This window comes from Clostridiales bacterium (assembly GCA_017569285.1).
In the GTDB taxonomy this organism is placed as follows: Bacteria; Bacillota; Clostridia; order Christensenellales; family Aristaeellaceae; genus Aristaeella.
On the sequence record CP069419.1, the window covers coordinates 480,574 to 505,050 of the forward strand.

Annotated in this window: 24 protein-coding genes; 16 read left to right on the forward strand and 8 right to left on the reverse strand. The window is 56.8% G+C overall.

Annotated features, from left to right (window positions below; all coding sequences use genetic code 11):
- Positions 1 to 56: 56 nt before the first annotated feature.
- The 14 genes from JNO48_02190 to JNO48_02255 all read left to right on the forward strand — a co-directional run bounded on the left by JNO48_02190 (position 57) and on the right by JNO48_02255 (position 11,219).
- On the forward strand, positions 57 to 416 hold the full coding sequence (locus JNO48_02190; GenBank protein QTE68741.1) for a DNA-binding protein: 360 nt from the start codon (positions 57 to 59) through the stop codon (positions 414 to 416).
- On the forward strand, positions 406 to 1,728 hold the full coding sequence (gene ffh / locus JNO48_02195) for a signal recognition particle protein (protein ID QTE68742.1): 1,323 nt from the start codon (positions 406 to 408) through the stop codon (positions 1,726 to 1,728). The genes JNO48_02190 and ffh overlap by 11 nt, the downstream gene beginning before the upstream one ends.
- An 86-nt stretch (positions 1,729 to 1,814) precedes the next feature.
- Positions 1,815 to 2,066, forward strand: coding sequence for a 30S ribosomal protein S16 (gene rpsP / locus JNO48_02200; protein ID QTE68743.1), 252 nt, complete (start codon positions 1,815 to 1,817; stop codon positions 2,064 to 2,066).
- A 77-nt stretch (positions 2,067 to 2,143) separates the two neighbouring features.
- Positions 2,144 to 2,371, forward strand: a complete 228-nt coding sequence (locus JNO48_02205) for a KH domain-containing protein (GenBank protein QTE68744.1) — start codon at positions 2,144 to 2,146, stop codon at positions 2,369 to 2,371.
- Between the two features lie 63 nt (positions 2,372 to 2,434).
- Positions 2,435 to 2,956 carry a 16S rRNA processing protein RimM gene (gene rimM / locus JNO48_02210; protein ID QTE68745.1) on the forward strand — a complete coding sequence of 174 codons (522 nt, stop codon included), beginning with the start codon at positions 2,435 to 2,437 and terminating at the stop codon, positions 2,954 to 2,956.
- The gene (gene trmD, locus JNO48_02215; GenBank protein QTE68746.1) at positions 2,946 to 3,689 is read left to right on the forward strand and encodes a tRNA (guanosine(37)-N1)-methyltransferase TrmD; all 744 of its coding nucleotides are present in this window, start codon (positions 2,946 to 2,948) and stop codon (positions 3,687 to 3,689) included. Before rimM ends, trmD begins: the two co-directional genes overlap by 11 nt.
- Complete coding sequence (locus tag JNO48_02220; protein QTE68747.1) at positions 3,671 to 4,063, forward strand: hypothetical protein; 393 nt, start codon at positions 3,671 to 3,673, stop codon at positions 4,061 to 4,063. Before trmD ends, JNO48_02220 begins: the two co-directional genes overlap by 19 nt.
- Before the next feature lie 20 nt (positions 4,064 to 4,083).
- Positions 4,084 to 4,332, forward strand: coding sequence for a barstar family protein (locus JNO48_02225; protein QTE68748.1), 249 nt, complete (start codon positions 4,084 to 4,086; stop codon positions 4,330 to 4,332).
- A 4-nt stretch (positions 4,333 to 4,336) separates the two neighbouring features.
- Positions 4,337 to 5,068, forward strand: coding sequence for an MBL fold metallo-hydrolase (locus JNO48_02230; GenBank protein ID QTE68749.1), 732 nt, complete (start codon positions 4,337 to 4,339; stop codon positions 5,066 to 5,068).
- A complete protein-coding gene (locus JNO48_02235; protein ID QTE68750.1) occupies positions 5,065 to 7,365 on the forward strand; it encodes a DNA internalization-related competence protein ComEC/Rec2 in 2,301 nt (766 codons plus the stop codon). Before JNO48_02230 ends, JNO48_02235 begins: the two co-directional genes overlap by 4 nt.
- A gap of 21 nt (positions 7,366 to 7,386) precedes the next feature.
- Positions 7,387 to 8,397 (forward strand): DNA polymerase III subunit delta, encoded by a 1,011-nt coding sequence (gene holA / locus JNO48_02240; GenBank protein ID QTE68751.1) that lies wholly within the window; start codon positions 7,387 to 7,389, stop codon positions 8,395 to 8,397.
- A 284-nt stretch (positions 8,398 to 8,681) separates the two neighbouring features.
- The gene (locus tag JNO48_02245; protein QTE68752.1) at positions 8,682 to 9,755 is read left to right on the forward strand and encodes a hypothetical protein; all 1,074 of its coding nucleotides are present in this window, start codon (positions 8,682 to 8,684) and stop codon (positions 9,753 to 9,755) included.
- 34 nt (positions 9,756 to 9,789) lie between these two features.
- Entirely contained in the window at positions 9,790 to 10,323 is a 534-nt protein-coding gene (locus JNO48_02250) for a helix-turn-helix domain-containing protein (GenBank protein QTE68753.1), read from the forward strand.
- Complete coding sequence (locus tag JNO48_02255) at positions 10,320 to 11,219, forward strand: IS3 family transposase (GenBank protein ID QTE68754.1); 900 nt, start codon at positions 10,320 to 10,322, stop codon at positions 11,217 to 11,219. The genes JNO48_02250 and JNO48_02255 overlap by 4 nt, the downstream gene beginning before the upstream one ends.
- Positions 11,220 to 11,306: 87 nt before the next feature.
- On the opposite strand, the gene JNO48_02260 is transcribed toward JNO48_02255, so the two are convergent.
- From JNO48_02260 to JNO48_02280, 5 genes are all read right to left on the reverse strand, one after another.
- Positions 11,307 to 11,555 carry a hypothetical protein gene (locus JNO48_02260; GenBank protein QTE68755.1) on the reverse strand — a complete coding sequence of 83 codons (249 nt, stop codon included), beginning with the start codon at positions 11,553 to 11,555 and terminating at the stop codon, positions 11,307 to 11,309.
- 27 nt (positions 11,556 to 11,582) lie between these two features.
- Positions 11,583 to 12,332: a LexA family transcriptional regulator gene (locus JNO48_02265; GenBank protein QTE68756.1), complete on the reverse strand. Its 750-nt coding sequence runs from the start codon at positions 12,330 to 12,332 to the stop codon at positions 11,583 to 11,585.
- Between the two features lie 157 nt (positions 12,333 to 12,489).
- Positions 12,490 to 13,686: a BMP family ABC transporter substrate-binding protein gene (locus tag JNO48_02270; GenBank protein ID QTE68757.1), complete on the reverse strand. Its 1,197-nt coding sequence runs from the start codon at positions 13,684 to 13,686 to the stop codon at positions 12,490 to 12,492.
- A 4-nt stretch (positions 13,687 to 13,690) separates the two neighbouring features.
- Entirely contained in the window at positions 13,691 to 17,317 is a 3,627-nt protein-coding gene (locus JNO48_02275; GenBank protein QTE68758.1) for an HD domain-containing protein, read from the reverse strand.
- 15 nt (positions 17,318 to 17,332) lie between these two features.
- Positions 17,333 to 18,259: an amino acid ABC transporter substrate-binding protein gene (locus JNO48_02280; GenBank protein ID QTE68759.1), complete on the reverse strand. Its 927-nt coding sequence runs from the start codon at positions 18,257 to 18,259 to the stop codon at positions 17,333 to 17,335.
- Positions 18,260 to 18,581: 322 nt separating this feature from the next.
- On the opposite strand from JNO48_02280, the gene JNO48_02285 reads away from it, so the two are divergent.
- Positions 18,582 to 19,028 carry a hypothetical protein gene (locus JNO48_02285; GenBank protein ID QTE68760.1) on the forward strand — a complete coding sequence of 149 codons (447 nt, stop codon included), beginning with the start codon at positions 18,582 to 18,584 and terminating at the stop codon, positions 19,026 to 19,028.
- A gap of 51 nt (positions 19,029 to 19,079) precedes the next feature.
- On the opposite strand, the gene JNO48_02290 is transcribed toward JNO48_02285, so the two are convergent.
- Positions 19,080 to 19,607, reverse strand: a complete 528-nt coding sequence (locus tag JNO48_02290) for an adenine phosphoribosyltransferase (GenBank protein ID QTE68761.1) — start codon at positions 19,605 to 19,607, stop codon at positions 19,080 to 19,082.
- A gap of 185 nt (positions 19,608 to 19,792) precedes the next feature.
- Here JNO48_02290 and JNO48_02295 point away from each other — a divergent pair, with 185 nt between their 5' ends.
- Positions 19,793 to 20,353: a thymidine kinase gene (locus JNO48_02295; protein ID QTE68762.1), complete on the forward strand. Its 561-nt coding sequence runs from the start codon at positions 19,793 to 19,795 to the stop codon at positions 20,351 to 20,353.
- Between the two features lie 79 nt (positions 20,354 to 20,432).
- Here the strand turns inward: JNO48_02295 and JNO48_02300 are convergent, their stop codons facing one another.
- Together JNO48_02300 and JNO48_02305 are read right to left on the reverse strand one after the other, a co-directional pair.
- Complete coding sequence (locus tag JNO48_02300) at positions 20,433 to 22,433, reverse strand: glycoside hydrolase family 31 protein (protein ID QTE68763.1); 2,001 nt, start codon at positions 22,431 to 22,433, stop codon at positions 20,433 to 20,435.
- A gap of 3 nt (positions 22,434 to 22,436) precedes the next feature.
- Positions 22,437 to 24,464, reverse strand: coding sequence for an alpha amylase C-terminal domain-containing protein (locus tag JNO48_02305; protein ID QTE68764.1), 2,028 nt, complete (start codon positions 24,462 to 24,464; stop codon positions 22,437 to 22,439).
- Positions 24,465 to 24,477: the final 13 nt, after the last annotated feature.

Consider the following 24,477-nt stretch of genomic DNA (forward strand, 5'->3'; position numbering starts at 1 on the left):
AATTTACGGTATAATGCCTCCTGTCAGGGATTGTCCCTTGACAGGAGGCATTCTCAATGGCGAAGGAAGAGCTTCAGAAAAAGGTGGATCTTGCCTTTCTCTCCGCTTTCTACGGCGGCCTGCTGACGGATAAGCAGCGGCAGGTTCTCTCCCTGCATTGTGAAGAGGATCTCTCCCTCGGCGAAATTGCCGAAGAGGTCGGAATCTCCCGCCAGGCCGTGCATGAAACGATTACCCGTGCGGCCTCGCGGCTCAACGAGATGGAAGCTTCACTGGGAATGGCCGCCCGCTTCCGCCGGATGGAATCCGGCCTGGAAGAGGCGCTCTCCGCCCTGAAACAGCAGGATTATCACCGGGCGGAAGACCTGTTGACCGGTCTTCTGGCTCTGGATCAGGAGGATACCGATGGCCTTTGAGGGCTTAAGCGAAAAACTGCAGGGTGCGCTGCGGAAGATGACCGGGCGTGGCCGGCTGAGCGAGCAGGATGTAAAGGCAGGCATGCGCGAGGTTCGCATGGCGCTGCTGGAGGCGGACGTCAACTACGCGGTCGCCAAGGATTTCATCCGCAAGGTAACTGACCGCTGCGTCGGCGCGGATGTCCTTTCCTCCCTCACGCCGGGACAGCAGGTAATCAAGATCGTCAACGAGGAAATGACCGAGCTGATGGGCAGCACCAACGCGCGGCTCAACTGGTCCTCCTCTGTTCCGACCATCTTTATGCTCTGCGGTCTGCAGGGCGCCGGTAAAACCACCATGTGCGCCAAGCTGGCCGGATACCTGGTCAAACAGGGCAAGCGGCCGATGCTCGCCGCGTGCGATATCTACCGTCCCGCCGCCATCAAACAGCTGCAGGTGGTCGGCCAGCAGGTCAATGTTCCCGTCTTTGAAAAGGGAACGCAGGATCCGGTGAAGACCGCGAAGGAAGCGATCGAGTACGCCCGGTATTATCAGCGGGATGTGCTGATTATCGATACCGCCGGCCGCCTGCACATCGATGAGGAACTGATGGATGAACTGCTCCGGATCCGGGACACCGTTCATCCCTCCGAAATCCTGCTGACGGTTGACTCCATGACCGGTCAGGATGCGGTAACCGTGGCCAAGGCCTTCGATGAGAAGCTGGATGTCACCGGCGTCATCCTCACCAAGCTGGACGGCGATACCCGCGGTGGTGCGGCGCTGTCCATCAAAGCGGTCACCGGAAAGCCCATCAAGTTCAGCGGTATCGGCGAAAAGCTCACCGATATCGAACCCTTCCATCCGGACCGGATGGCTTCCCGCATCCTGGGAATGGGCGACGTGCTGACCCTGATCGATAAGGCAGCGGAAGCCTTCGACGAGAAGGACGCCGAGAAGTTCGCCCGCAAGGGCCTCAGCAACAAGCTGACCCTGGAGGACTTCCTCGATCAGATGCAGAGCATGAAGAAAATGGGCGGCCTCAAGAGCATGCTGAAGATGCTGCCGGGCATGGGCAATCAGGACCTCGACGTGGACGACGATGCCATGAAGAAGCCCGAAGCCATCATCCGTTCCATGACGCCGAAGGAGCGCCGCGATCCTTCCATCCTCAATGCTTCCCGCCGCAAGCGCATTGCCGCCGGTTCCGGCACCACCGTCCAGGACGTCAACGCCCTGATCCGCCAGTTTGAGCAGGCCCAGCAGATGATGAAGCAGATGATGGGCGCCAAAGGCAAAAACCGCATGCGGATGCGTTTCCCCGGGATGTAATATCCCCTCCCCGTTTTGATTGGACTCATATACCGGGTATATGATTTCCGATAGATCATTATTTTATTTTACAGGAGGAATCCCAAATGTCCGTTAAAATTCGTCTGAAGAGAATGGGTATGAAGAAAAAGCCTTTCTATCGCGTTGTGGTCGCTGATATTCACAGCCCCCGTGACGGCCGGTTTATCGAGGAGATCGGTTACTACGATCCCATGACCAAGCCCGCCGAAATCAAAGTGGATAACGACCGCGCGAAGTACTGGCTCGGTGTCGGCGCCCAGCCCACCGATACCGTGCGCATCCTGCTGAAGAAGTCCGGCGCCATCGAGGAGAAATAATCTGACCTGCGCCCGCAGCACCGGTGCGGCGGCATTCTGCCTGTCTGTTCCGGTACCCGGGAAGAAAGGATATACCCATGCAAGAACTTCTTACCTATGTGGCGCAGTCACTGGTGGAACATCCCGAGCAGGTGAGCGTCACTGTGACCGAGGGCCCTGAGGCTGTCATCCTGGAGCTGCATGTTGCCGAGGATGATATGGGCAAGGTCATCGGGAAACAGGGCCGCATTGCCAAGGCCATCCGCGCCGTGGTAAAGGCGGCTACGGCTAAAAACAGCAAGCCTGTTTTTGTCGAAATCCAGTAATATATAAAGAGCGCGGGGTCCGGATCTGTTTCGGATCCCGCGCTTTTTCAGGGAGCTGTCTGAATGCAGGATTATCTGATGATCGGCGTTGTCCTGAAGCCGCAGGGCATCCGGGGCGAAATCAAGATCAAGCCGTACGCGGCGGATGTTTCGCTCTTCGGGGAATGGAAAACGCTTTATGTGAAGGAAAATGATGCCTTCTCCCCGGTTTCGTGTGCCGTCAGCCGGATCCACGACGGATTCGTCTATGCGGTGCTGGCCGGCTGCAAAACCGCGGATGACGCGGAAAAGCTGCGGGGAAAGGAATTATATATCGACCGGGCGCATGCTGCGCAACCGGAGGACGGCGCGGTGTATATCGCCGACCTGGTCGGCTGTACCGCCGTGGATGAAACCGGCCGCACCGTCGGTGTGCTGACGGATGTGCTGCAGTATGGCTCCGTGGACACCTGGGTATTCCGCACGGAAACCGGTACGCTGATGGCGCCGGCCCTGCTGTCTGTTTTCCCGGAGGTTGATCCGGAAAACCGCCGGATCTCCGTTGTTTCCGAAAAGCTCCGGGAGGTGGCGGTCATTGACGATTAATATCCTGACCATCTTCCCGGAAATGTTCGAAAGCGTCTTCGGTGCCAGCATCCTCGGCCGTGCCCGGGAGCAGGGCCTGCTCGATATCCGCCTCACGGACATCCGCCCCTATTCCGCCAGCAAGCATAAGAATACCGATGATTATCCCTTCGGCGGAGGCGCCGGCATGGTCATGATGGCCCAGCCGATCATGGACGCGATGGCCGAGGCTTCCGCGGCTGCGCCTGGTGCCCGGCGGATCTACCTGGGGCCGCGCGGCCGTAAACTGACCACCGGGGTTGCCCGGGAACTGGCCCGCGAATCTTCCCTGATCCTGCTCTGCGGCCATTATGAAGGCGTGGACCAGCGGGCGCTGGATGCCTGTATTGACGAGGAAATCAGCATCGGGGACTATATCCTCACCGGCGGCGAACTGGCCGCCATGGTGCTTACGGACTGTGTGGCCCGCTTTATTCCCGGTGTGCTGGGCAGTGCGGACAGCCCGGAGGAGGAATCCTTCTCGGACGGACTGCTGGAATATCCCCAGTATACCCGTCCCCGCGACCTGGACGGCCGCTGCGTGCCGGAAGTCCTTCTGTCCGGTGACCATGCGAAAATCCGGGCCTGGCGCCGCCGGGAAAGCCTGGCCGCCACCGCCCGCCTCCGTCCCGATCTTCTCGCTTCCGCGAAGCTGGATGATCAGGACCTGAAAATACTGAAGGAGCTGGAAGAATCATGTTTCTCAGAAAGCTGACGGTGATCCTGGTTCCGCTTTCCATGCTGGTCCTGCTCTGCGTGCTGATGTCTGTCCTGTTTTCGTTCAGCTGGTACTTCGGCGGGCTGCTGATCGGCCTGCTGTTGGGCGCCTCCCTCGGCCTGCTGCTGCCGCTTGCCGGGGCAACACGCCTGCGGGAGCCGTTTGCCTGGCTGCTCTTTATTCCGGCCGCGTTCATCCTGCTGGTACTTCTGTATCAGTACCTGGCCTCTGTCGGTGTCGGGCACATGGTTCCGGTCCTGCGGCTGCTGATCGTTCCTTCGGATTATCACGGTTCTCTTTACGTCACCGTGGAAAGCGCTTTTGCCGCTTACATGCTGGCCTTCTCAATCCGTACCGGCCGGGGAATCTGACCGGTGAAATGAGGTGCATTATGCAAACCATCTATCTGGATGCTTCTTCCTATTCCACACCCCGTGACCTGCATTCCGCACTGAAGTCCATGCTTTCCCTGCCGGATTATTACGGCATGAATGCCGATGCGCTGAACGACTGCCTGTCGGAGCGCCGGGAACCGGTCCGCCTGTGGATCGCGTCCCGCGGTGAGGGAGATGTTGCCCGCGCGCTGGAACTGATCTGCGCAGTGGTTGAGGATAACAACGGCTCGGTAAAGGAGTTGTAAGTATATGAAACTGCATCTGCTGGGGGTCAACGGCCCGTTTCCGGAAAGCAATGGTGCCACCTCCGGATACCTGCTGCAGGCGGACAGTGCGCTGATCCAGCTGGACATGGGCAGCGGCGTGCTGGCCCGCCTGACTGCGCTCACCGCGCCGGAATCGATCGATGCGCTCTTCCTGTCCCACTGGCATTTTGACCATGCTGCGGATCTTCCGGTGCTGATGTATCGGCTGCAGGCGATGGGCTTCGGAGAAGGCGGACCGCAGCTGGCGGTCTACGCGCCTGTTGATGAATCTTCCGCCCTGCGGAAGATCGTGGCGTCCGTTCCCTGTTTCCGCCTCACCGATATTGCCCCCGGCGATACGGTCACCGTTGGCTCCTGTGAGATCCGGGTCGGCGAAGCCCGTCATCCGGTTCCCGCTGTATCCTTCCGGATTGAGGAAAGCGGAAAAGCTTTCGGCTATACCGGCGATACCAATACCCTGCCGTCCCTTGCCGGCTTCTTCCGGAATGTGGACCTGCTCCTGGCGGACGGGTTGTTTCCCGCCGCTGACTGGGCGGAGGGCAAACCACACCTTTCTGCGGAACTGGCCGCTTCCCTGGCGGCGGAAGCCGAGGCCGGGGCGCTCGTGATCACGCATCTTAATCCCGTATATCCGCCGGAAATCCTGCTGCGGGAAGCCCGGCAGAAATACCCCCGTGTCCTGCTGGCTTCCGCGGGTCAGGTTCTCCCCGTATGACTCCCCGTCAGCGGTCCTGGCTGCTCCCGCCGGCTGTGCTGGCATTGATTGCCGGCATCCTCATTGGCCGCGGAACACCGTCCCCGGCATTTGCGCTGGTCGCATGTCTGCCGGTCCTGGCCGCGATGCTGCTCGGAAAAGGTTTGCTTCGCTTTATCGCATGCCTGGTCCTGTCGCTGGCCGTTGGAACAGCGGCCGGCAGCCTGGCCTGGCATCCGTCCCTGCCGCCCGAAGCGGATTATGATGTACAGGGCGTCATTATCGATGAAATCCGTTCCGGCCATTTTGGCCAGGTCCGCGTCAAGCTCACCCATGTTACGCTCAACGGTCGGGAACATTCCGGCGGCGCGTACTGGACTTTCTACCTTTCGGAAGATGAGGAGCTTCCGGCCGGACTGGAACCGGGAAAAATGGTTTCCTTCCGGTCCGGGCTGTACCATCCGTCCGGTTCTGTCAATCCCGATGGATATGATTTCCGGGAGGAACTGCTCCGGGACGGCATCAATGTCGGGCTTTACGGAAAGGAAAACCTGGCGGTATCCGATCCGCCCTTCTTTTCCTTTCCGGGTACCGCCGCTTCCGTCCGTCATCGGCTGACCGCAATGCTGGTTGACCGGATGGGGGAAGAAACCGGCGGATATACCGCGGCGCTGCTTTTCGGCCAGCGCTCCCTGGTTCCCTCGGAAGACCGGGATGCTTTTTCCCGGCTGGGAATCGCGCACCTGCTGTCCGTCAGCGGATTCCATGTGGGAATCCTGGTCGGGCTGCTTGCCCTTCTTTTCCGCTTGTTTCATCCCCGGCCGGTCCTGCGGTTGGTGCTTTATGCCGTCATCCTGGCTGCCTACTGTGCGCTGTGCGGAATGAACCCGCCGGTTGTCCGGGCGTCCCTGCTGATGCTGGTTTCCCTGTATGGAAAAATCCTCAATCGCCCCCGCAGCGGCCTCCATTGCCTGTGTGCAGTCCTGTATATCATGCTGCTTTGGTCTCCGGTCCAGCTGACGGGCGTCTCCTTCCTGCTCACTTTCTCTGCGGTACTCGGCCTGACCCTTGTCACACCGGGGATCACGCAGCACAATCCTTTCCGCCGCAGGCTGCCCCGTTGGCTGTGGGATTCCGCGGCAGTCGTGCTCGGCGCCCAGCTGGGAGTTCTGCTCCCGGAGCTCTGGTTCTTCCAGAAGCTGCCGCTGCTCGGATTCCTGGTCAGCATTCCCGCAACCGCCTATGCTTCCGCGCTGATCGCGCTGGATTGGGCTGTGCTGCTGTTGCTGCCCGTACCGGTGATATCCGTTTTCCTGGCTTCCCTGGCTTCCGCCGCCACGTCGCTGTTGACCGGCCTGGTCCGGAGCCTGGCTGCGGTACCCGGCATTTCGCTGTGGGTCCATTCCCCTTCCGTGTTCACGGTCTTCGGGGTCCTGCTGCTGGCTGCAGCCCTCTGTGCGATGCTCCGCCTGTCCCGGAAAGCCCGGGCCTGCCTGCTGGCAGCCGGGGTTGCGCTCACCGGGATTTCCCTGCTTCCCGTTCCGCATGCCGCCACGGAATATATCCAGTTCAGCGTCGGCAATGCGGATGCTGCTGTATTGTGGGATCAGGACCGGGTGGTGGTCATGGATACCGGTACGGATGACGGAGTACTCAGCTCTTTTCTCCGCCGTCGCCGGCTGAACCCCGACGCGGTAGTCCTGACCCATCTGCACACGGACCATGCCGGCGGCCTGCGCTCCATGCTGGATGATGAAATCCCGGTTCCGCTCCTGCTGCTTCCGGCCGGTGCGGAAGACCAGCTCATCCACGAGGATATGATTGCGCTCCTTGCAGAGCTTCATGCTTCCGGAACCGAAATCCGGTATCTCGGTAAAGGGGATGAGCTTCCCCTTCCCTCCGGAAATCTGTCGGTTCTCTGGCCCGAAAGCGGAAAAACGCGTTCCGCTCAGGATGCAAACAACTATTCACTGGTTTCCCTGCTGACCCTGGACGGAGTGACAATGCTCCAGGCCGGTGATATTTCCGGGGCGTATGAAATGTATTCCGCGGTTCCCGCGGACCTGCTCAAGGCCGCGCACCATGGTTCATCCTCTTCCTCCTCCGAAGCATACCTGGCCGCTGTTGCCCCGCAGGCTGTCCTGCTGAGCTGCAAAAGCGTATCCCGGCATGATGCCTGGGCTGAGCGCGTCAGTCCGGATACAGCGCTGTGGTCCACTGCCCGCAGCGGGGCGCTCACCCTTCGTTTTGAGGATGGGCACGTCACCGTGATCCCATACCTTTCACCGGAAATGCCGATTCCTGAATCTGACCGATAATAAACCCGGAGGTGATCCGTTTTGGACCGGAAAGAATTTCTGCAGGCGCTGTCCCGGAATCAGGTCCCTTCTGTTCTCCTGTTTGAGGGGGATGAGGAGTACCTGAAACAGTCAGCGCTTGCTGCCCTGCGGGAAGCCGTTCTTCCGGAAGGCATGGCGGATATGAATGAAACCATCCTCGAAGCCCCGGAAACCGACCAGCTGATTGCAGCCTCCGAAACGCTCCCCTTCCTGGCGGACCGCCGCCTCGTCATTGTCCGTGACCATCCAGCCCTTACCGGCCGGGCAGAGGGGGATGACCGGCTGGTAACCTACCTGGCTTCTGTACCCTCCTCCACGGTCCTGCTGTTTTACTGCACCAAAAAACCGGATGGACGGAAAAAGCTGTACGGTGCTGTCAAAAAGCGAAACGGAATCGTCACCTTTTCCCAGCTGCGGGACCGGGAACTGACCCTGTTCGTCACTTCCGCTTTCCGGGACCTGGGCAAGGAATGTGATGAACATACCGCGGATTTCCTGATCTTTACCTGCGGTTCAGACACGTCGAAGCTGCTTACGGAAATCTCCAAGATTGCCGCCCACGCCGGGGAAAACGTCACGATTCAGCCGGATGAAGTCCGGCAGCTGGCAACTCCTTCCACGGAGTGCACGGTTTTCCAGATGGTGGATGCGGTCGTGGCCGGCCAGAACGACCGGGCATTTCGGCTCATGCGAAACCAGCTGCTGGCCGGTGCGGACCGGCTGTATATGCTCTCCATGCTGCTGCGCCAGTTCCGGCTCCTACAGCATATCCGGATCATGCAGTATGAAAAATGCAGCCGGGATACCATCCGCACCAACCTGGGCGTCCCGCCTTTTGCCGTGGATCAGTACCTGCGCCAGGCATCCATGTACACCAATGCGCAGATCAAAAAAGCGGTAAAAATCTGTTTCGATACGGAATATGCCGTAAAGTCCGGGCGCCTCAACCAGGAAGGTTCCCTGGAAGCGGTCATGCTCAAGCTGCTTGCCCTGCGCTCCGCAGAAAATTGAATTTCGATTATTCATGCCTCAGCCGGGATGTGACCGAAGGGTCTCAGGGCCAAACATTCGATGACTGCCGGTGGCAGGAATCTCATCGAATGTTTGGTCAGCCGAAAGGGCGTTGTCTCCGCGGTGCGGAGCAACAACCATTGAGGCTGCGGAACGATCGGAAAGCCCCTGAATTAATCTGATGATTTGTCTTTTTTCCCCGCCTGGTGTATAATATTACAGATTTGTATCAGAAATAAGTTCGTGCATTTCTGCACGAAACCCGCAAAGGGAGGAATACCGCTATGAAGAAGATTGTCGCGCTGCTGCTCATCTGCTGCCTGACGCTGGGACTTGCAACCGCCTATGCTGCCGGGCCGAAGATCACCAAACAGCCTGAATTCGGCAAATCCAAAACGGAAACCACCGTGGTCATCGAAATCAAGGCCAAGAGCTATAAAGGTCTCACCTGGCGCTTTGTCAATCCCGATACCGGTGAGGAACTCACCGCCAAGGAGCTTGCCAAAGCCTTCGATGGCATAAAGGTCAAAAACCCCAACAAGTCAAAGATCACCCTGGAAAAAGTGCCGGCGGAACTGAATGGCTGGGAAGTCTACTGCCATCTGTCCGGAAACGGCTACCAGGTCGATTCGGAACGCCTGACCATTGATTTGGGCACCGCCACTGAGCCGGCCGCGGAGGCGACTGCCGCACCGGCCCCGGAAGCAGTCCCCGAGGCCAGTGAGCCTGCAGAGGAACCGGCTGAAGTATCTGCCCCGGCGGAGTCGGCCGTGGAATCCGCTCCGGCGGAAGTGGTTGCGGAACCCGCCGCGGAACCGGTTCCTGCGGAAGATGGGGAAGAAGGGTTTGCGGAGCCGGACACAATTACCGTCACCGGTGAAAACGTCACCCTGATTTCCCTGGATAGCTTTGGCCGTCCGAATGAGGAAAACAGCGGCTCTTCCCTCACCTTTACGGAATTTGGCAGTGTGGAAGCCCGGGCGGACGGCGAAGTGGAATACTGGATCATCAACGGAATCCGGGTCACTCCGGATACGGACGTCTCCTCCTTCAAGCTGCAGAACATCACGTCCGATATGACCATTGCCGCAGTTGCGCCGGATCCGGAGGATGTTCAGCTCAACAGTGGTGACCGGGTCCAGGTTGTCTGCTCCGGCTGCCGTTTCACCTACATGGCGGACAATCTCGTTTCTGTCACTGCCGGCAGCGTTCCGCGCGGTGCGGACATTATCGTCATGGCGGACAGCACCACTGCTGCGGCCGGCGGATACAGCATCAACGGCGGTGAATTCGCCCGTGAGGGAAAAATTTCCTTCCGTCTCACCGTTACGGAGGATACGGAGATCAAAACAAAGTAATCCCGGAATAACAAAAGAGGAGCATCGTCCTGATATGTACCCTCTTTACTGGACACCCAGTAAGGAGGGTATTTTTATGCGTTACAGTTATGAGTACAAGATGAAATGTATTGAGATGTACAGAGAAGGAAGGTGGCCTGAGACCCCTACAGGTATTAAAGAAGCGCGATACTTTCATAATATGATCCTGCGATGGTTTCATGTAGTAGAAGCAAATGGGCCAGATATTCTCAAACCCCGGGAAACTAATAAGGATTGGACCCCAGAAGAGAGATATGAGCTGGTTGCAAAAGTCCTAGGTGGTTCATCAATCCAGTTTGTAGCTAATGAGGCGGGTATAAATAGCGGATTACTTACTTGCTGGGTTCGCAAATATAAGAACGAGGGGTATAATGGCCTTATAAACAAGAGAAAAGGTCGACCACCAAAGGAGCCCCATATGAAGAAAATCAATTACAACAACCCTAGGAAACTTAATGAGTCCGAGTATGAAGAACTCGTAAGGCTAAGGGCTGAAAACGAGTATATCAAAGCGGAAATCGAAGTCATAAAAAAGAGATCGCCTTGAGAGAAGAAAGAAAAGGAAGTGCGCGTCTCAAGGCGAAAAAGCAAACGATCATCAAAGAACTCAGAGAAGAAGGATACCAACTGAAGTATCTTCTTAAAGCGATGTGCCTTTCCAGATCAACGTACTATTACGAAGTTTCAAAAGAAGATGTGGTAGCCAAAAGGAGCGAAGCAGTCGCAAGTGTGATCAGGGAAATCTTTGAACATAATAAAGGTCGATACGGTGTCCGGAGAGTACACCACGAACTGATCAACAGAGGCTATAAGGTAAACCACAAAAAGGTCCAGCGATTAATGCACTGCATGGACCTTAAAGGCAAACGCCCGAAAGAAAAATACCATTCTTATCAGGGAGAAGTTGGAAAGGTGGCAGATAACCTCATTAACCGAGACTTCAGTACAACAAAGCCTTTGCAAAAATGGACAACAGATGTTTCTCAATTCAATTTATCTTGGGGAAAATGCTATCTTTCTCCAATTCTGGATATGCACACAAATGAGGTCATCTCATACGATCTCTCGTTAAGTCCAAACATGGAACAGATCCGACGGATGCTGGATAAGGGGCTGAGCAGGTTTTCCTCACTTAATGGTCTGATCTTTCATTCTGACCAGGGTTGGCAGTACCAACATGCTTATTTCAGAAATACGATTGAGAAACGTGGCATTATTCAGTCCATGTCCCGAAAAGGAAACTGTTATGACAACAGTATTATGGAGACATTCTTCGGACGACTAAAGAACGAGATGTTTTATGGATACGAGAAAGACTACAAATCATATGAGGAATTCTCCAAAGCTATGGCCAAGTATATTGACTACTACAACAATGAGCGCATCCAGGCAAAAACAAAATGGATGCCACCCGTAAAATACAGGTTGGCATCCATGGGTTGAGCCTCGAGCATAAATCAATGTGTCCAGGAAACTGGGTACATATCATCCGATGCTCCTCTTTTCATGTCTGCCATGCAGTTCGCAGGGTTATACCGCCGCGGCGTAGGAGACCTCGCGAAGGCGGTTGTTGTATTCACGGTCCAGGCACATCCAGATCTGGGCATCATCAACGGTCTCGAATTCGGGTGTCCGCGCGGGAACCGGCATCCCGACCCGTGTGTATTCCATCTGTACATACTGCCACGGACGGACTTCCGGACGCTCGTACGGTTCTTTGGAATTGAAGAGTAGGGCCTGGTTGATGGCCTTGATGGTTGCCGCATTCATCATTTTCATATATCTTTCCTCCATTTGTTCAGCGTCTCATTTATCCAGCATCCGCAGCTGGCTTTTCGTGGGGATCTGGCTGTCCTTCAGCTTGCCGATTACCCGGCCGATGCAGCGTACCGTCTGGTCTTCCCGGAAGGTCATCGTCCGGTATGCGGGATTGTGGGAATGCAGTCCGTCTTCCCGGTATTCCTTGATGTAACCTTCGTTGTCCACCAGGAAGATGCCGACTTCACCATAGCGAAGATGCCCGGTATGCTCCACCAGTACCCGGTCCCCGTCCATATAGGTGGGTTCCATACTGTTGCCGCAAACGGTGATCACTTCGTCCGCCCGTTCCGTTTCCGGATCGGCCAGCAGGGTAATCCGCTCTCCCTGGGCTTCTCCCAGTGCGGCTCCGAATCCGGCCGCGGCGCCCAGGTCGTTCATGAACAGGGAAACCACCTTGGGCGGGACTGCCTCTTCGGCTGCCCGCTGGGCGGCCCGCCGATCCCGGAGGGCTTCCATCTGCCAGAGGATTACCTGGCGGTCTCCGCTTTCCAGTGAGGCGAACAGGGAAAGGATTTTCTGCTCCGCTTCTGTCCTTTTGGACTCCCGGCCGAAAAAGCGGTTGATCGAAATCCGCAGTGCATCGCACAGCTTTGGGATCGTATCCGGATCCGGCCGGGAATGACCGGTCTCCCATCCGGCAACAGTGTTCCGGCTGACGCCTGTCTTCTCCGCCAGCTCCGCCTGGCTCATCCCCAGGGCGGTTCGCCGGTTCCGGATAATCTCTGCGAAATTCATGCCATTCACCTCTTATAGTCTGGATTCTACCATGAATTGTTTCTATTGTCAACACTTTATACTAAAATTTGTTTCATTTTGTAACATTCTGAGTCGGAAAAAGGTATCCGGCTGATCCGGATACCGCTTTACCGTTCTGTCATGCAGGCATCAGGTTTCAGTTTTCCTCCGTCACGCATTCCTGCAGGATATACCGGAAGGACGGCGCAGAAGAGAACTCGTTTTCCCGGTATCCCGTCTTCAGGTCGATTGTGTCTGTCGGATCTTCCGGGTTCACCCCCGTATAGTTTCCGCGGAACACTTCTGTCTTTCCCTTCTTCAGGGAATCAGTCACTCGGTTCAGGTATTCTTCTGTGCCGGGAGCGGCAAGCTGATTGTTCAGTTCCAGCAGCTGCACCCAGTTCTGGTCAAACCCGGCGCTGATGTCCCGGCCATGAACATGCCCGGGGACTGCACTCTCAATCGGTTTCCCGTTCAGTACTGCTTCCGTAGCGCTGAGGATGTAGGGGGTCCAGTTGGTTCGCAGGCTGATCAGTGCAGTCGAAGGGGCAACGTCCATCATGCTCTGGTGATATCCGACATGGTATACCCGGTTCCCCTTCGCAGCCGCTTCCTCACACGCAATCGCCGGTGCCATGGTGTTGGTATGCTGGGATATCACAACACAGCCTTCTTCAATCAGTTCCCGTGCGACGTTCTTTTCCACGCTGTAGTTGCTCCAGCTTCCGGTATAACGCACCCGCATCACCGCTTCCGGCGCTTCCGCCCGGATCCCCAGGATAAACGCCGTATACCCCGACACAACCTCCGCGCTGTTGTTGGCCGCCACATATCCGACCTTGGCGTCTTCCGGCCGGAGTTCCCCCGCATCGATCATGGCGCGCAGCTTCATCCCGGCTGCGACGCCGGCAGCATATCGGGCCTGGTAGATTTCCCCGTTGAACGTATGGTAGTTGTCCGGCAGTTCCTTCGGGTCGATTCCGGGCAGGGATACCTGGCAGAACTGGACGTCCGGATACTCCTTGCACAGCTGTGCGGCAGCTTCCGTGTCGGCATTGATAAATACCAGCCGGCATCCCTTCCGGACCAGGTCGCGGATCGGTTCTTCCGCTTCCTTGCCATGGACGTTGCTCTGCACCAGGATTTTGACGCGGCTGCCGTAATGCTCTGCCAGCGCCCGCTGGCCCTGGGTGAAATTGTATGTGTAGGGGGTACTTTCATCTTCCGAATAGATAAATCCGACCGTCAGTGTTCCTTCCACGCTGCTCCGCGTGAAAAATCCGGATGACAGGGCAAACGCCAGCAACATCAGGATACAGATGACAACCGTTGCGGCACAATACCTCTTTTCCATGGTCTCATGCCTCCTTTCCCTGCGGAGCATCGGCCGCCCCTGCGGCCTTTTCCGCAGGTTCTGCCTGCGTGCTTTCCTCCGCCGGAATCCCGTACATCTTGTTGATATCAATTTCACCGGTATGGATCAGGTTCAGCAGGATATCCACATATTTCGAGTCAAACTGGGTCCCCCGGCCTTTTTCCAGTTCACCGAGTACGTAGCTGAAATCCATCTGCTTCCGGTAAACGCGGGTGGCGGTCATCGCGTCAAACGCATCAGCCACGCCGATAATCCGGGCATATAAGGGAATTTCATCTCCCTTCAGCCCCTTCGGGTATCCTTTTCCGTCCGGCCGTTCATGGTGGAACTCCGCGCCCTCCGTCACATGCTTGAGCAGCGTGAAATCCTTCAGGATTTCCGCGCCTTCCAGCGTATGGGATTTCATGCGGGCATACTCCTCATCCGTGAGCCGGCCGTCCTTGTTCAGGATGGCGTCCGGAATTGCGATTTTGCCGATGTCATGCAGCCTTGCCGCCCATTCAATTTCCTGGCACTCATCCTTGTTCATCCCGCAGGCTTTGGCAATCAGCCGGGAATACTCCGCAACGCGCTGGCTGTGGCCTCCGGTGCGTTCATCCTTCGCGTCCACCGCCTTTGCGATGGCGGCCACCGTCTGTTTGCCCATCTCAACCCGGCGGTTGGCTTCGGCCAGTTCCCGTTCAACGCGCTGGTTCCGGCGTTTAAAGTACAGCCAGATCAGCCAGCCCACCGAGAACAGGGGAATCGTCAGCAGGTAAATAACGAATCCCGGCCGGTCATGCAGTTCCATATCCTTGATGATTTCGTAGGAACGCTCTGCCAGGATATTCTCCTGGTTGTTGTCAAATACTGCCAGCCGGAAACTGTACTCTCCTTCCGGCAGGTTGGTATAGGTAATCGTCCCGAGGCTGTTCTGCGGAACAATGGTCCATCCCCGGTCAAAGCCTTCCAGCTTGTATCCCACGTTCGGATCCTGGATGGTGTAGTTCACCACTTCCGGATACAGCTCCAGCTTGTGCACGCCCCGGCCGATTGTCAGCGGCATTCCCCGCTCCATCCGGTGCATAACGCCATCCATCCGGACCGATGGAACACTCATGCGGTATGTCTGGCTGTCTGAAGAGTAACGGGCAGTGTTGATCACAAATGCTCCTGTGTCGCACGCGAGGAACAGTTCGTCAGTTTCTTTATTGAAAAACGTCCAGGAATTCGCGGTCAGCGAACTGTTCAGTCCGCGCCGGGAGTCCAGCAGTTCATAGCTGATCTCCGCCTTGCCGCTCAGCAGTTCGTTCCGGTTCACCACATAGATTCCGGCGCTGGACATCACAAACAGGGTGTCCGGTTCCCGGATCCAGATGTCGTAATTGTTGAAATACGGGAAATTGTCCAGCTTCCGGATGGACGCATCCGTGTCCATGTAGCACAGCCCGTTGCTGGTAACGATAAATACCCCGTCGCCCCCGGGATCCCGGATCGTCCGCAGGACGACTTCAGAACCCAGTCCGTCCGCACGGGTCAGCATGCGCTCCGCTTTTCCGTCCCGCAGCACCGCGATCCCGTTTCCGTCCGTTCCGGCCAGTACGATTCCGTTGTCCAGTTCCGTCAGGGTCAGGATCATCGAATGGATCATCCCGCTGGAATACAGGATCCGGTTGACGATCTTGTGATCCCGGATGTAGATGATTCCGGTGTCCCCTGCCGCCAGGATGGTTCCGTCCGACAGCTGGGTCACCACCCGCGCGCGGTTTCCGAATCCGGCGCTGATCCCGCTGTACTGATGCTGGGTACCGTCCGGTTCCACTTCAAACAGTCCGTTGTTGTAGGTGCAAATCCACAGGTGGTCATCCGAATCCGTGATCATGCAGCGGATCCGGGATTCTTTCATCTGTTCCGTCAGTTCGTTTGTGACCCGGTTCCGGCAAGCGGCATCCACCGCGTCCAGTCCCTTGTCCGTTCCGAAATAATAGGTGCCCTGCCAAAGGGCCGTTGTATTCACCACCCGGTTGTCCATGCCAACTGTGGTATATATATCCCGAAAATCGGACGGAGCCAGCCGCAGCAGGCCCAGCCGGGAGGACGTAAACCACAGGTTGCCCTGGTAATCCTCCATCACTTTGTCAATGGAATTGTTGAATTTGTTGGTATTGACCCGGTCAAACGTACCGTCCTGCCGGATCACTCCGACGCCGTTGTCCGCGGTGATCAGCAGCTCCCCGGTGTCCATCCGGTCGATATCCTTGATGCTTTCCAGCGTTCCGGTGGAAAGCACGCCGATTTCGTCAAACCAGCCCCGGCTGATGTCAAATTCATAAATCTCATGTCCGGTTGTTGCGGCCATCAGGTGTCCGTTTGTGTCAAACTCGCAGCTCTTGAACACGGTCTTCCCATCCGTCATCTGGCGGGAGGAAAGCACCGTCCCGCCCTGCAGCAGGTACAGCGTGCCGCCGGATGTCACCGTGGCGACATGGCCTTCCCGGTCCGCGTCCATGTCGTCAGCATAGTAGATCTCCGCCAGCGTGTTCACCTGTCGCAGGCCGTAATTCATGGTCAGCACCTGCATGCTGCTCGTTGTACCGATATAGTAGTATCCGTCCGAACTGCAGACTATATCCCGCACGGAATTGCTCGGAAGCCCGCTGGCCTGGTCAATCACATTCACAATCTGCTCGTTGATCGCGATGGACAGCCCGTTGTCATTGGTCCCGATCCACAGCCGGCCTTCCTCATCCACATACAGGGTATTCACATTTCGAACCGACTCATAGTCCATCCAGCGGAATTCCCGCCCGTTGTAGCGGTACAGTCCGGCATAGGTACCGATCCACAGGATGCCGTCATTGGTCTGCGCGATATCGTTCGCTTCTCCGCAGGGCAGTCCGTTTGTGCTGGAATAGATGGTCTGTACGTAATCGTTGAAATCGGTCTTTTCCGTCTCTGCCCGGACCGGCGCGGGAACCGCTGCCGCACAGATCCCGGCTGCCAGCAGCAGGGCAAGCGTTTTCGCGGCTTGGGTTGTATTACCGTCCGTCTTCCGCCGGATCACCTTGATCTCCCGGAGCATCCGGCGGATTCTCGGGATTTTGGAAATGCACACCGCAATATACAGCAGCAGCATAATCAGCAGCTTGTCCAGCATTTCCACATACAGCTGCCCGGTAGACAGGCATAGTACATACGGCAGCGAGAGCTCCTGCATGTATCCGATCACTGCATCGCCCCAGATGTTGCCGGTACTGCCGTTATTCATAAAATAGTTCAGCGGGACGCAGGCAGCCGTACACGCAAGCGCCATGATACCGCCCACCGTCATGATGCCGAACAGGTCGTCCATCTTTTTCCGGTGGGCTGCAATGCCGACGATCACAGCGATCAGGATGCTGATGATTCCGTAAATCCAGTTGTGTCCGAATGTTACATAGTATATTAGGTTGGATGTCAGGCCGAGCACCGCGCCGCACAGCGGGCCGGCAACATAGGCGTACAGCACGGTTCCGATGGCGTCCAGCCATACCGGAAGGGCCAGGTGGGTGGAAAGCATCCGCCCGCCGTAATTCATCAGCAGGCAGAGCACAACCCATACACAGAACAGGGGAAATTTATATTTTTTCATGCCTGTTCCCTCCGCTTACATTCCAAGTTCGCGTACACGTTCCCGGGCTTCCGCGATCCACTCATCATACAGCTGGTTTTTCAGCACTTCGTCAATCACGCCGTTTACGAAGGCGATCAGCTCATATTCCCCGTTCCGGGCCGCAATCCGGTCACCCAGGTATTCCCGCTGGAGATAGAACTCAACCCCGGGGAGAATCATCAGTCCCTCCTGCGGATTGTTCGCCAGGTATTCAATCGCGGTTTCCGCATCCGCGGCGCCTGCGTCCGCGGTTCCCCGCGCAACGGCGCTGTATACTTCCTGAACCTGGGACAGGCGGCGGAATTCTTTGTAAACATATACATTCGCGGCCATCATTGCTTCCTGCAGCGATCCCTGCTGGGCGGCCAGCGTTTTGCCGGCCAGGTCCGCCACCGATGTGATTTCCGCAGCGTCCTCCGCCCGGATGATAATCACGGTCTTGGGAATATCGGAAAAATAGTACCCTTTGGACATTGTATGGCTGGAGGCCCGCCCCGGGGTAAAGGAAAGCGCGGAAACGGCAAGGTCACACTGATCGTTGGCAACCGCCGGCAGGACCTCGGTAAATTCCATTTCTTCAATATGAAGTTCAACGCCCATCCGTTCGGCAATCAGGCGGGCCAGTTCCATGTCCGCGCCCCGGTATTTGTCCTGTCCGTCGAAGCCCGGGTCAATAAACTCCTGGGGCGGATAATACGGTTCCGTCGCCACCCGCAGGACGCCCCGCTCGCGGATCCGGGCCAGTACACCAGAAGCATCCTCCGGAATCCCGCCGCTCACATCCATGGAGCTGTCCACAAAGTTCCATTCATTCACGGTATAGATATTTTCACATGTTCCGGAAACAATACCGCCGCAAAAGCACAAAACAGCTGCCGCGAGCAGGATTGCGGATACTTGTTTTATTCTCGTCTTCTTCATGGATGAATCACCCCAAAGAATTCAATTGTTACATGGCGAAAGTGAAATGGTGACATGAGCATGATATCATATTCAATATAGACTGTCTATGGATGCAAACGTTTCCGCTTTGAAAAATTATTAATATTTAGCTTTTATCTGCAGCATCTGCGGCGGATTCGCCCTCTGCTTTCCGGACCGAAGTCTGTTTTATTGTCCGGTTTGCCCGGTGCATTCTGATCTCTGTATAGGCAGGTAAATAGTTTTTATTGATTCCGGAATGATTTTCGGTTATGATACGTTATATGGTTGAACGCAACACCCCCCAAGGGAGGCTTTCCGGATGAAGAAATGGTTTGCTCTGCTGCTCACGGTCCTGCTGGCCGCGGTGACTGTTCTTGCCAGTGCCGATACAGTATCCTGTTCGGCCGGCGGTTTCTCGCTGACCCTGCCGGACAGTTTTTCAAAGGTATCCAGGTCATCCGCGGATGATCCGGACCTTGAGCTTCATTATTCCGACGGTTCGGTCGATATGGCAGTCTATGTCTCCTATGCCGGGTCCGACAATTCGTTCCAGGTGCTTACCGGATCTGAAGAAGAATCCGGCCGTGTCAAAATCAACGGAGTCCGCATGAACTATGCCCGCGGTTCGGACAGCCAGGGCCCCTGGATGGTATACTCCTGGGTTGCCTCCGGAAATGCGGTCAATATCTATTTCATCTGGTATGGGGATGACGCCGCTGCCCTGGAACTCATCGATTCCATTATGAATTCCATTTCCTTCAGCTGATATACACAGAAAAGGGTGGAGGCGCTGCCTCCACCCTTTTGTTATGCCTGTTTATTTGCCCGGATATACAATCAGGGACTGCACGTCGTATCCGGCCAGCTTTTTCCGGCCTTCCAGCCCGGCCAGTTCCATCACGAAAACCATGCGCACAATCTGTCCGCCCAGCTTTTCCACCAGCTTGGCCGCCGCTTCCGCGGATCCGCCGGTGGCGATCAGGTCATCCACAATAACCACCTTCTGGCCCGGCTGGATGGCATCCTTGTGCATTTCCACTTCGGCCTGTCCGTATTCCAGGTCATATTTCTGGCTCACGGTTTCGCGGGGCAGCTTTCCCTTTTTGCGGACCGGCACAAAGCCCTTTCCGCGCAGGTACGCAACCGGTACGCCGAAGATGAATCCGCGGGATTCCGGCCCGATCACCAGGTCAAAATCCACGTCCTCCAGCAGGCCGGCCAGCCCGTCCACCGCCAGCTTCAGTCCATCCGGATCCTGAATCACCGAAGTAATATCCCGGAACATAATTCCCGGTTCCGGGAAATCCGGTATTGTCACCACATAATCTTCCAGTTTTTTGCTCATGGTATGTCCCTCCGTCCTTGTGGGAAAGCGCCTTCCGGCCGCCTTGTTCTGTGCAGATCATACCATTGAAATCCCTTTTCCGTCAAGCTGTTCCGTCCGGTTTTCGAAAGGCATGTCCCCTTGAAAACAGGTCCCGCTTCATATATAATTTCAGCAGGAAAATATCCGGATAAAGGGGCAGGAATATGGCTAAGCTTTTCTTTCGTTATGGCGCAATGGGGTCATCCAAAACCGCCAACGCCATCATGGTCCAGTATAATTACCAGGAGCGCGGCCAGAAGGCGCTCATGGTCAAGCCGAAAATCGATACGCGGGACGGGGCGCGCGTGGTAGCCTCCCGTTCCGGCCTGACCACGCCGTGCATCTTCATGGAAGAGCTCACGGATGAAGTGGCGAAGGAATACGACTGCATCCTCGTGGACGAAGCCCAGTTCCTCACCAAAGCCCAGGTGGAGCTCCTGGTGTATATTGTCGATGTACTGCACATTCCCGTCATCGCCTACGGTCTCCGGGCGGACTTCCGCGGCAACCTGTTTGAAGGTTCCCAGTGGCTGCTGGCCTGGGCGGACAGTATTGAGGAAATCAAAACCGTCTGCTGGTGCGGGAAAAAGGCCACCTTCAACGCCCGGGTGCAAAACGGAAAAGTCATCAAGGCCGGCGATCAGATCATGCTCGGCGGCAACGAAAGCTATACCGCCCTGTGCCGGAAGCACTGGGCGGAAGGAAAGCTCGGGCCGGATGCCTGATCTCATGCAACCGGACCGCAAAACGAAAGCAGGCGCCTGAACAGCGCCTGCTTCCTTTTTTATTCGAAACTCCTGCGGCTTATTTCTTTCTGAAAACCGGAATCTCATCGATCGGCGCGTTCACGTGGATTGTGCATCCGCCCTGCACCGTCTCCCCGGTATTGACGTTCTCCCATGTGCCCTCCGGCAGGTAAACGTCCCGTTCAAACGCGTTCAGATACAGGATGGGCGCCACCAGGTAATCCGGTCCGAACATATACTGGTCCTGGATCTCCCAGCACTTCGCATCCTCCGGGAATTCGTAGAACATCGTGCGGATCAGGGGAGATCCGTTTTCATGCGCTTCCCGGTACAGCGCCTTGATGTAGTCATGCATCGCGATGCGGATATCGTAGTACTTCCGCATGATCCGGTAGTTTTCTTCCCCGTAGCTCCACAGCTCGTTGGGCTGGCCGGTATGCAGGTATCCGCCGCCCCAGTCGCGGTCATCCAGCGGCGGAATGTCGTACGGGCCGCGGTCGCCGTGCATCCGCAGCACCGCGGAGTATACGGCAAACTGGTACCAGCGGATCAGCAGCTGGCGGAAATCCGGATCATTCACGTCATCCGTCATGAATCCGCCGATATCCGTTGTCCACCACGGAATGCCCGCCAGGCCCATGTTCAGTCCGGCCTGCAGCTGTTCGCGGAAGCTTTCGAAGGTGCTCGGTACGTCGCCGCTCCAGATCACATTGCCGTATTTCTGGCTGCCGGCCCAGCCGCAGCGCAGCAGGTTCACCGGCGTTCCGGCTTTTTCTTCCTTCATCGACTCAAAGAACGCCCGGGAGAACATCTGCGGATACATGTTGCTGCAGCTCAGCGCAGGTCCGGCGCAGTAGCGGTAGTTCTCAAAGTCATATACCCCGTAGTCCGGTTCGGAGTTGTCCAGCCAGAACCCGTCGATTCCGAAGTCGTAATAGTTCTTTCTGCATACTTCCCAGATATACTTCCGGGTTTCCGGGTTGAACGGGTCAATCTCCACGCAGTCGCCCTGGTAATCGTATGTCTGGGCTGCGCCGCGCTCCGTGCGGATCAGCAGTCCCTGCTCCATCATCGGGCCGAAATTCTCGCTCTTCCGGTCCACACTGGGCCATACGGAAACGATCACCCGGATTCCCATGCTGTGCAGCTCATCCACCATGGCTTTGGGATCCGGCCAGTAGGTCTTGTCAAACTTCCAGTCACCCTGCAGCGTCCAGTGGAAGAAGTCGATCACAATCTGGTCGATATGGATGCCTTCCTTCTGGTACTGCCGTGCTACCGTCAGCACTTCCTCCTGGGTGCGGTAACGCAGTTTGCACTGCCACAGGCCCATCAGGTTTTCCGGGAATTCAGGCGCCCGTCCGGTCACGCCGGTATAGTTCCGGAGGATCTCCTTCGGACTGTCCGCGCAGGTAATCCAGTAATCCATCTGGCGGGTGCTCCGGGCAATCCATTCCGTGCGGTTGTTGGCAAATGTCACGCTGCCAACGGCTGGATTGTTCCACAGCAGGCCGTAGCCCAGGCTGCTGACCATGAACGGTACGGAAATCTGGCTGTTCCGCTGGGCCAGCTCAATCAGGCTGCCCTTCAGGTTCATCTCCGGCTGCTGGTACTGGCCCATGCCGAAGATCTTCTCCCCGTCATTGGCGTCAAACCGGACGGTCAGCTGGTATTCGCTGCCGCCGATGCATCCCTTCCATTCTCGGTTCACGATTTTCAGGCACCGGCTCCCGCGGGAAATCGTTCCACCGTAGGAGCGGTAGTATTCACGCAGGATCAGCGCGCCGTCCCGGAAAAAGCTGATCACTCCCGCAAAATTCACGGTGGCTGTCAGCCGTCCGTTCCGGATCTGCGCGCACGGGGTGCCGTCAGTATCCTTGCCGGTCTGCACCTCGCAGGTCGTTTCTTCCAGTGTTTCCGTCAGGGCCCAGTCATTCCCGGTCCATCCGTCGTACATCACCGCGCGCACCCGCAGGCTGTCACGGCCCCATCCTTCAATCCGCAGGGTTTCACCCGCCCGCCGCGCAATCAGCGCGTTCTTTTCCGTAATAAACTGCATCCCTTAATCCTCCGTCTTTTCAAGCACCATGGCCGTCCGGCAGGGGCTGTAAACGTCAAAGCCCAGTCCGCGCCCTTCCGTATACCCGGTGTGGTAGATATAATCGTGGTCAATGATTCCGGGACCGCCGAAGCGTTTCTCATCGCTGCTCAGGATCACCCGGTAGCTTCCTTCACCCACGGTATGCGCGTGCAGGAAGAAATGCGTTTCGGAATAGGAATTGTGGAAGTTGAATACAAACAGCAGTTTTCCGCGGCTGAAGGTGATGATCTTCCGTTCCGGGTCAATCCAAAGGCTCACGGCGTTCGGATCATCCAGCAGGTTGTGTTCCCGGGCCATGTGGATCATGGCGGCATCAAATTCATTCAGCCACTCGTATTTCAGGTTCGGGTTGTCCACCAGTGACCACTGCCGCCGGCAGTACTTGTAGCTCCATCCGTTCCCTTCCCGCGGGAAATCGATCCATTCCGGATGGCCGAACTCATTGCCCATAAAGTTCAGGTATCCGTTTCCGCCCAGGCTCATCGTATACAGCCGGATGATCTTGTGCAGCTCGATGGCCCGGTCCATGGTCAGGGTATGGTAATCCTTGTTCATGCCGGTATACATCTCGGCATCCGCCATCCGGAAGATGATCGTCTTGTCCCCGACCAGTGCCTGGTCATGGCTTTCGCAGTAGCCGATCACCTTTTCCTGGGGCCGCCGCGTGGTCATCTCATGCCACAGGGCGTTCATGTTCCAGTCTTCATCCCGGGTATCCTTCAGCAGCTTGATCCAGTAGTCCGGCTCTCCCATCGCCAGGCGGTAATCAAACCCGATTCCGCCCTCCGCAATCGGCAGGCACATGCCGGGCATTCCGCTCATGTCCTCCGCCACCGTCAGGGCGTTCGGGTTCACCTCATGAATCAGTTCATTGGCCAGCTGCAGGTAGTTCAGCGCCTGGATATCCGTGTTCATGTTGAAATACATGTCGTAATTCGTAAACGCGGATCCCAGCCCGTGATCCCGGTAAATCATGCTGGTTACGCCGTCAAACCGGAAACCGTCAAAGTGGTATTCCGTCTGCCAGAATTTCAGGTTGCTCAGCAGGAAATGGAGCACCTCAGGGCGGCCGTAATTGAACAGCCTCGTTCCCCATGCGGGATGCCAGCCCTCGCCGCCGCTCAGGAAATACTGTTCGTCCGTACCGTCCTGCAGCTGCAGCCCTTCCCCGACGTTCGGGCAGGCGTGGCTGTGCACCACGTCCAGCAGCACCCGGATTCCGGCCGCATGCGCCTTGTTGATCAGGTATTTCAGGTCGTCCGGTTCTCCGTACCAGTGGGACGCAGCAAAGAAGTTCGTCACCTGGTATCCGAAGGAACCGTAGTACGGATGCTCCTGTACTGCCATCAGCTGGATGGTGTTGTAGCCCAGGTGCAGGATGCGCGGTATCACATTGTCTGCGAATTCCCGGTAGGTACCGATCCCCTCCCGGTCCTGCGCCATGCCGATATGCGCCTCGTAGATCAGCGGGGCGTCCGGTTTCCGGCGCATAAAGTCCGCGTCCGTCCACGGGTATTCCTCTCCGGGATCCCATACCCGGGTGCACAGCGTATGGCTCTTTTCGTCCATGCTCACCCGGGTGCTGTATGCCGGCAGGCGTTCAAATCCGTCCTGTCCTTTCCGGATCCACAGCTTGACGTACTGGCCGTTTTCCAGGCCGTCCTTCCCGTCCAGCGTGATTTCCCACACGCCGTTCTCCCCGCGCGTCAGCGGATGGCTTTCCCGGTTCCATTCGTTGAAATCGCCGGTTAAGTACACCTCATCTGCGCCGGGCAGCCATTCGCGGAATACCCAGCCGTCCCCGGTCCGATGAAATCCAAAAAACAGGTGGCCGTTTGCAAATCCGGCGAGCGTTTCCGCGTCCGGCGCGATCTGCTGCCGTTTTTCCTTAAAACGGTCCATCCGGAGCCCAATATCCCCCGCGTAGGGTTCCAGCCAGGGGTCAATCCGGATAATCTCATAGGGAGCGTTCAGTTTCCGGATATCCATCTTCCGCCTCCTC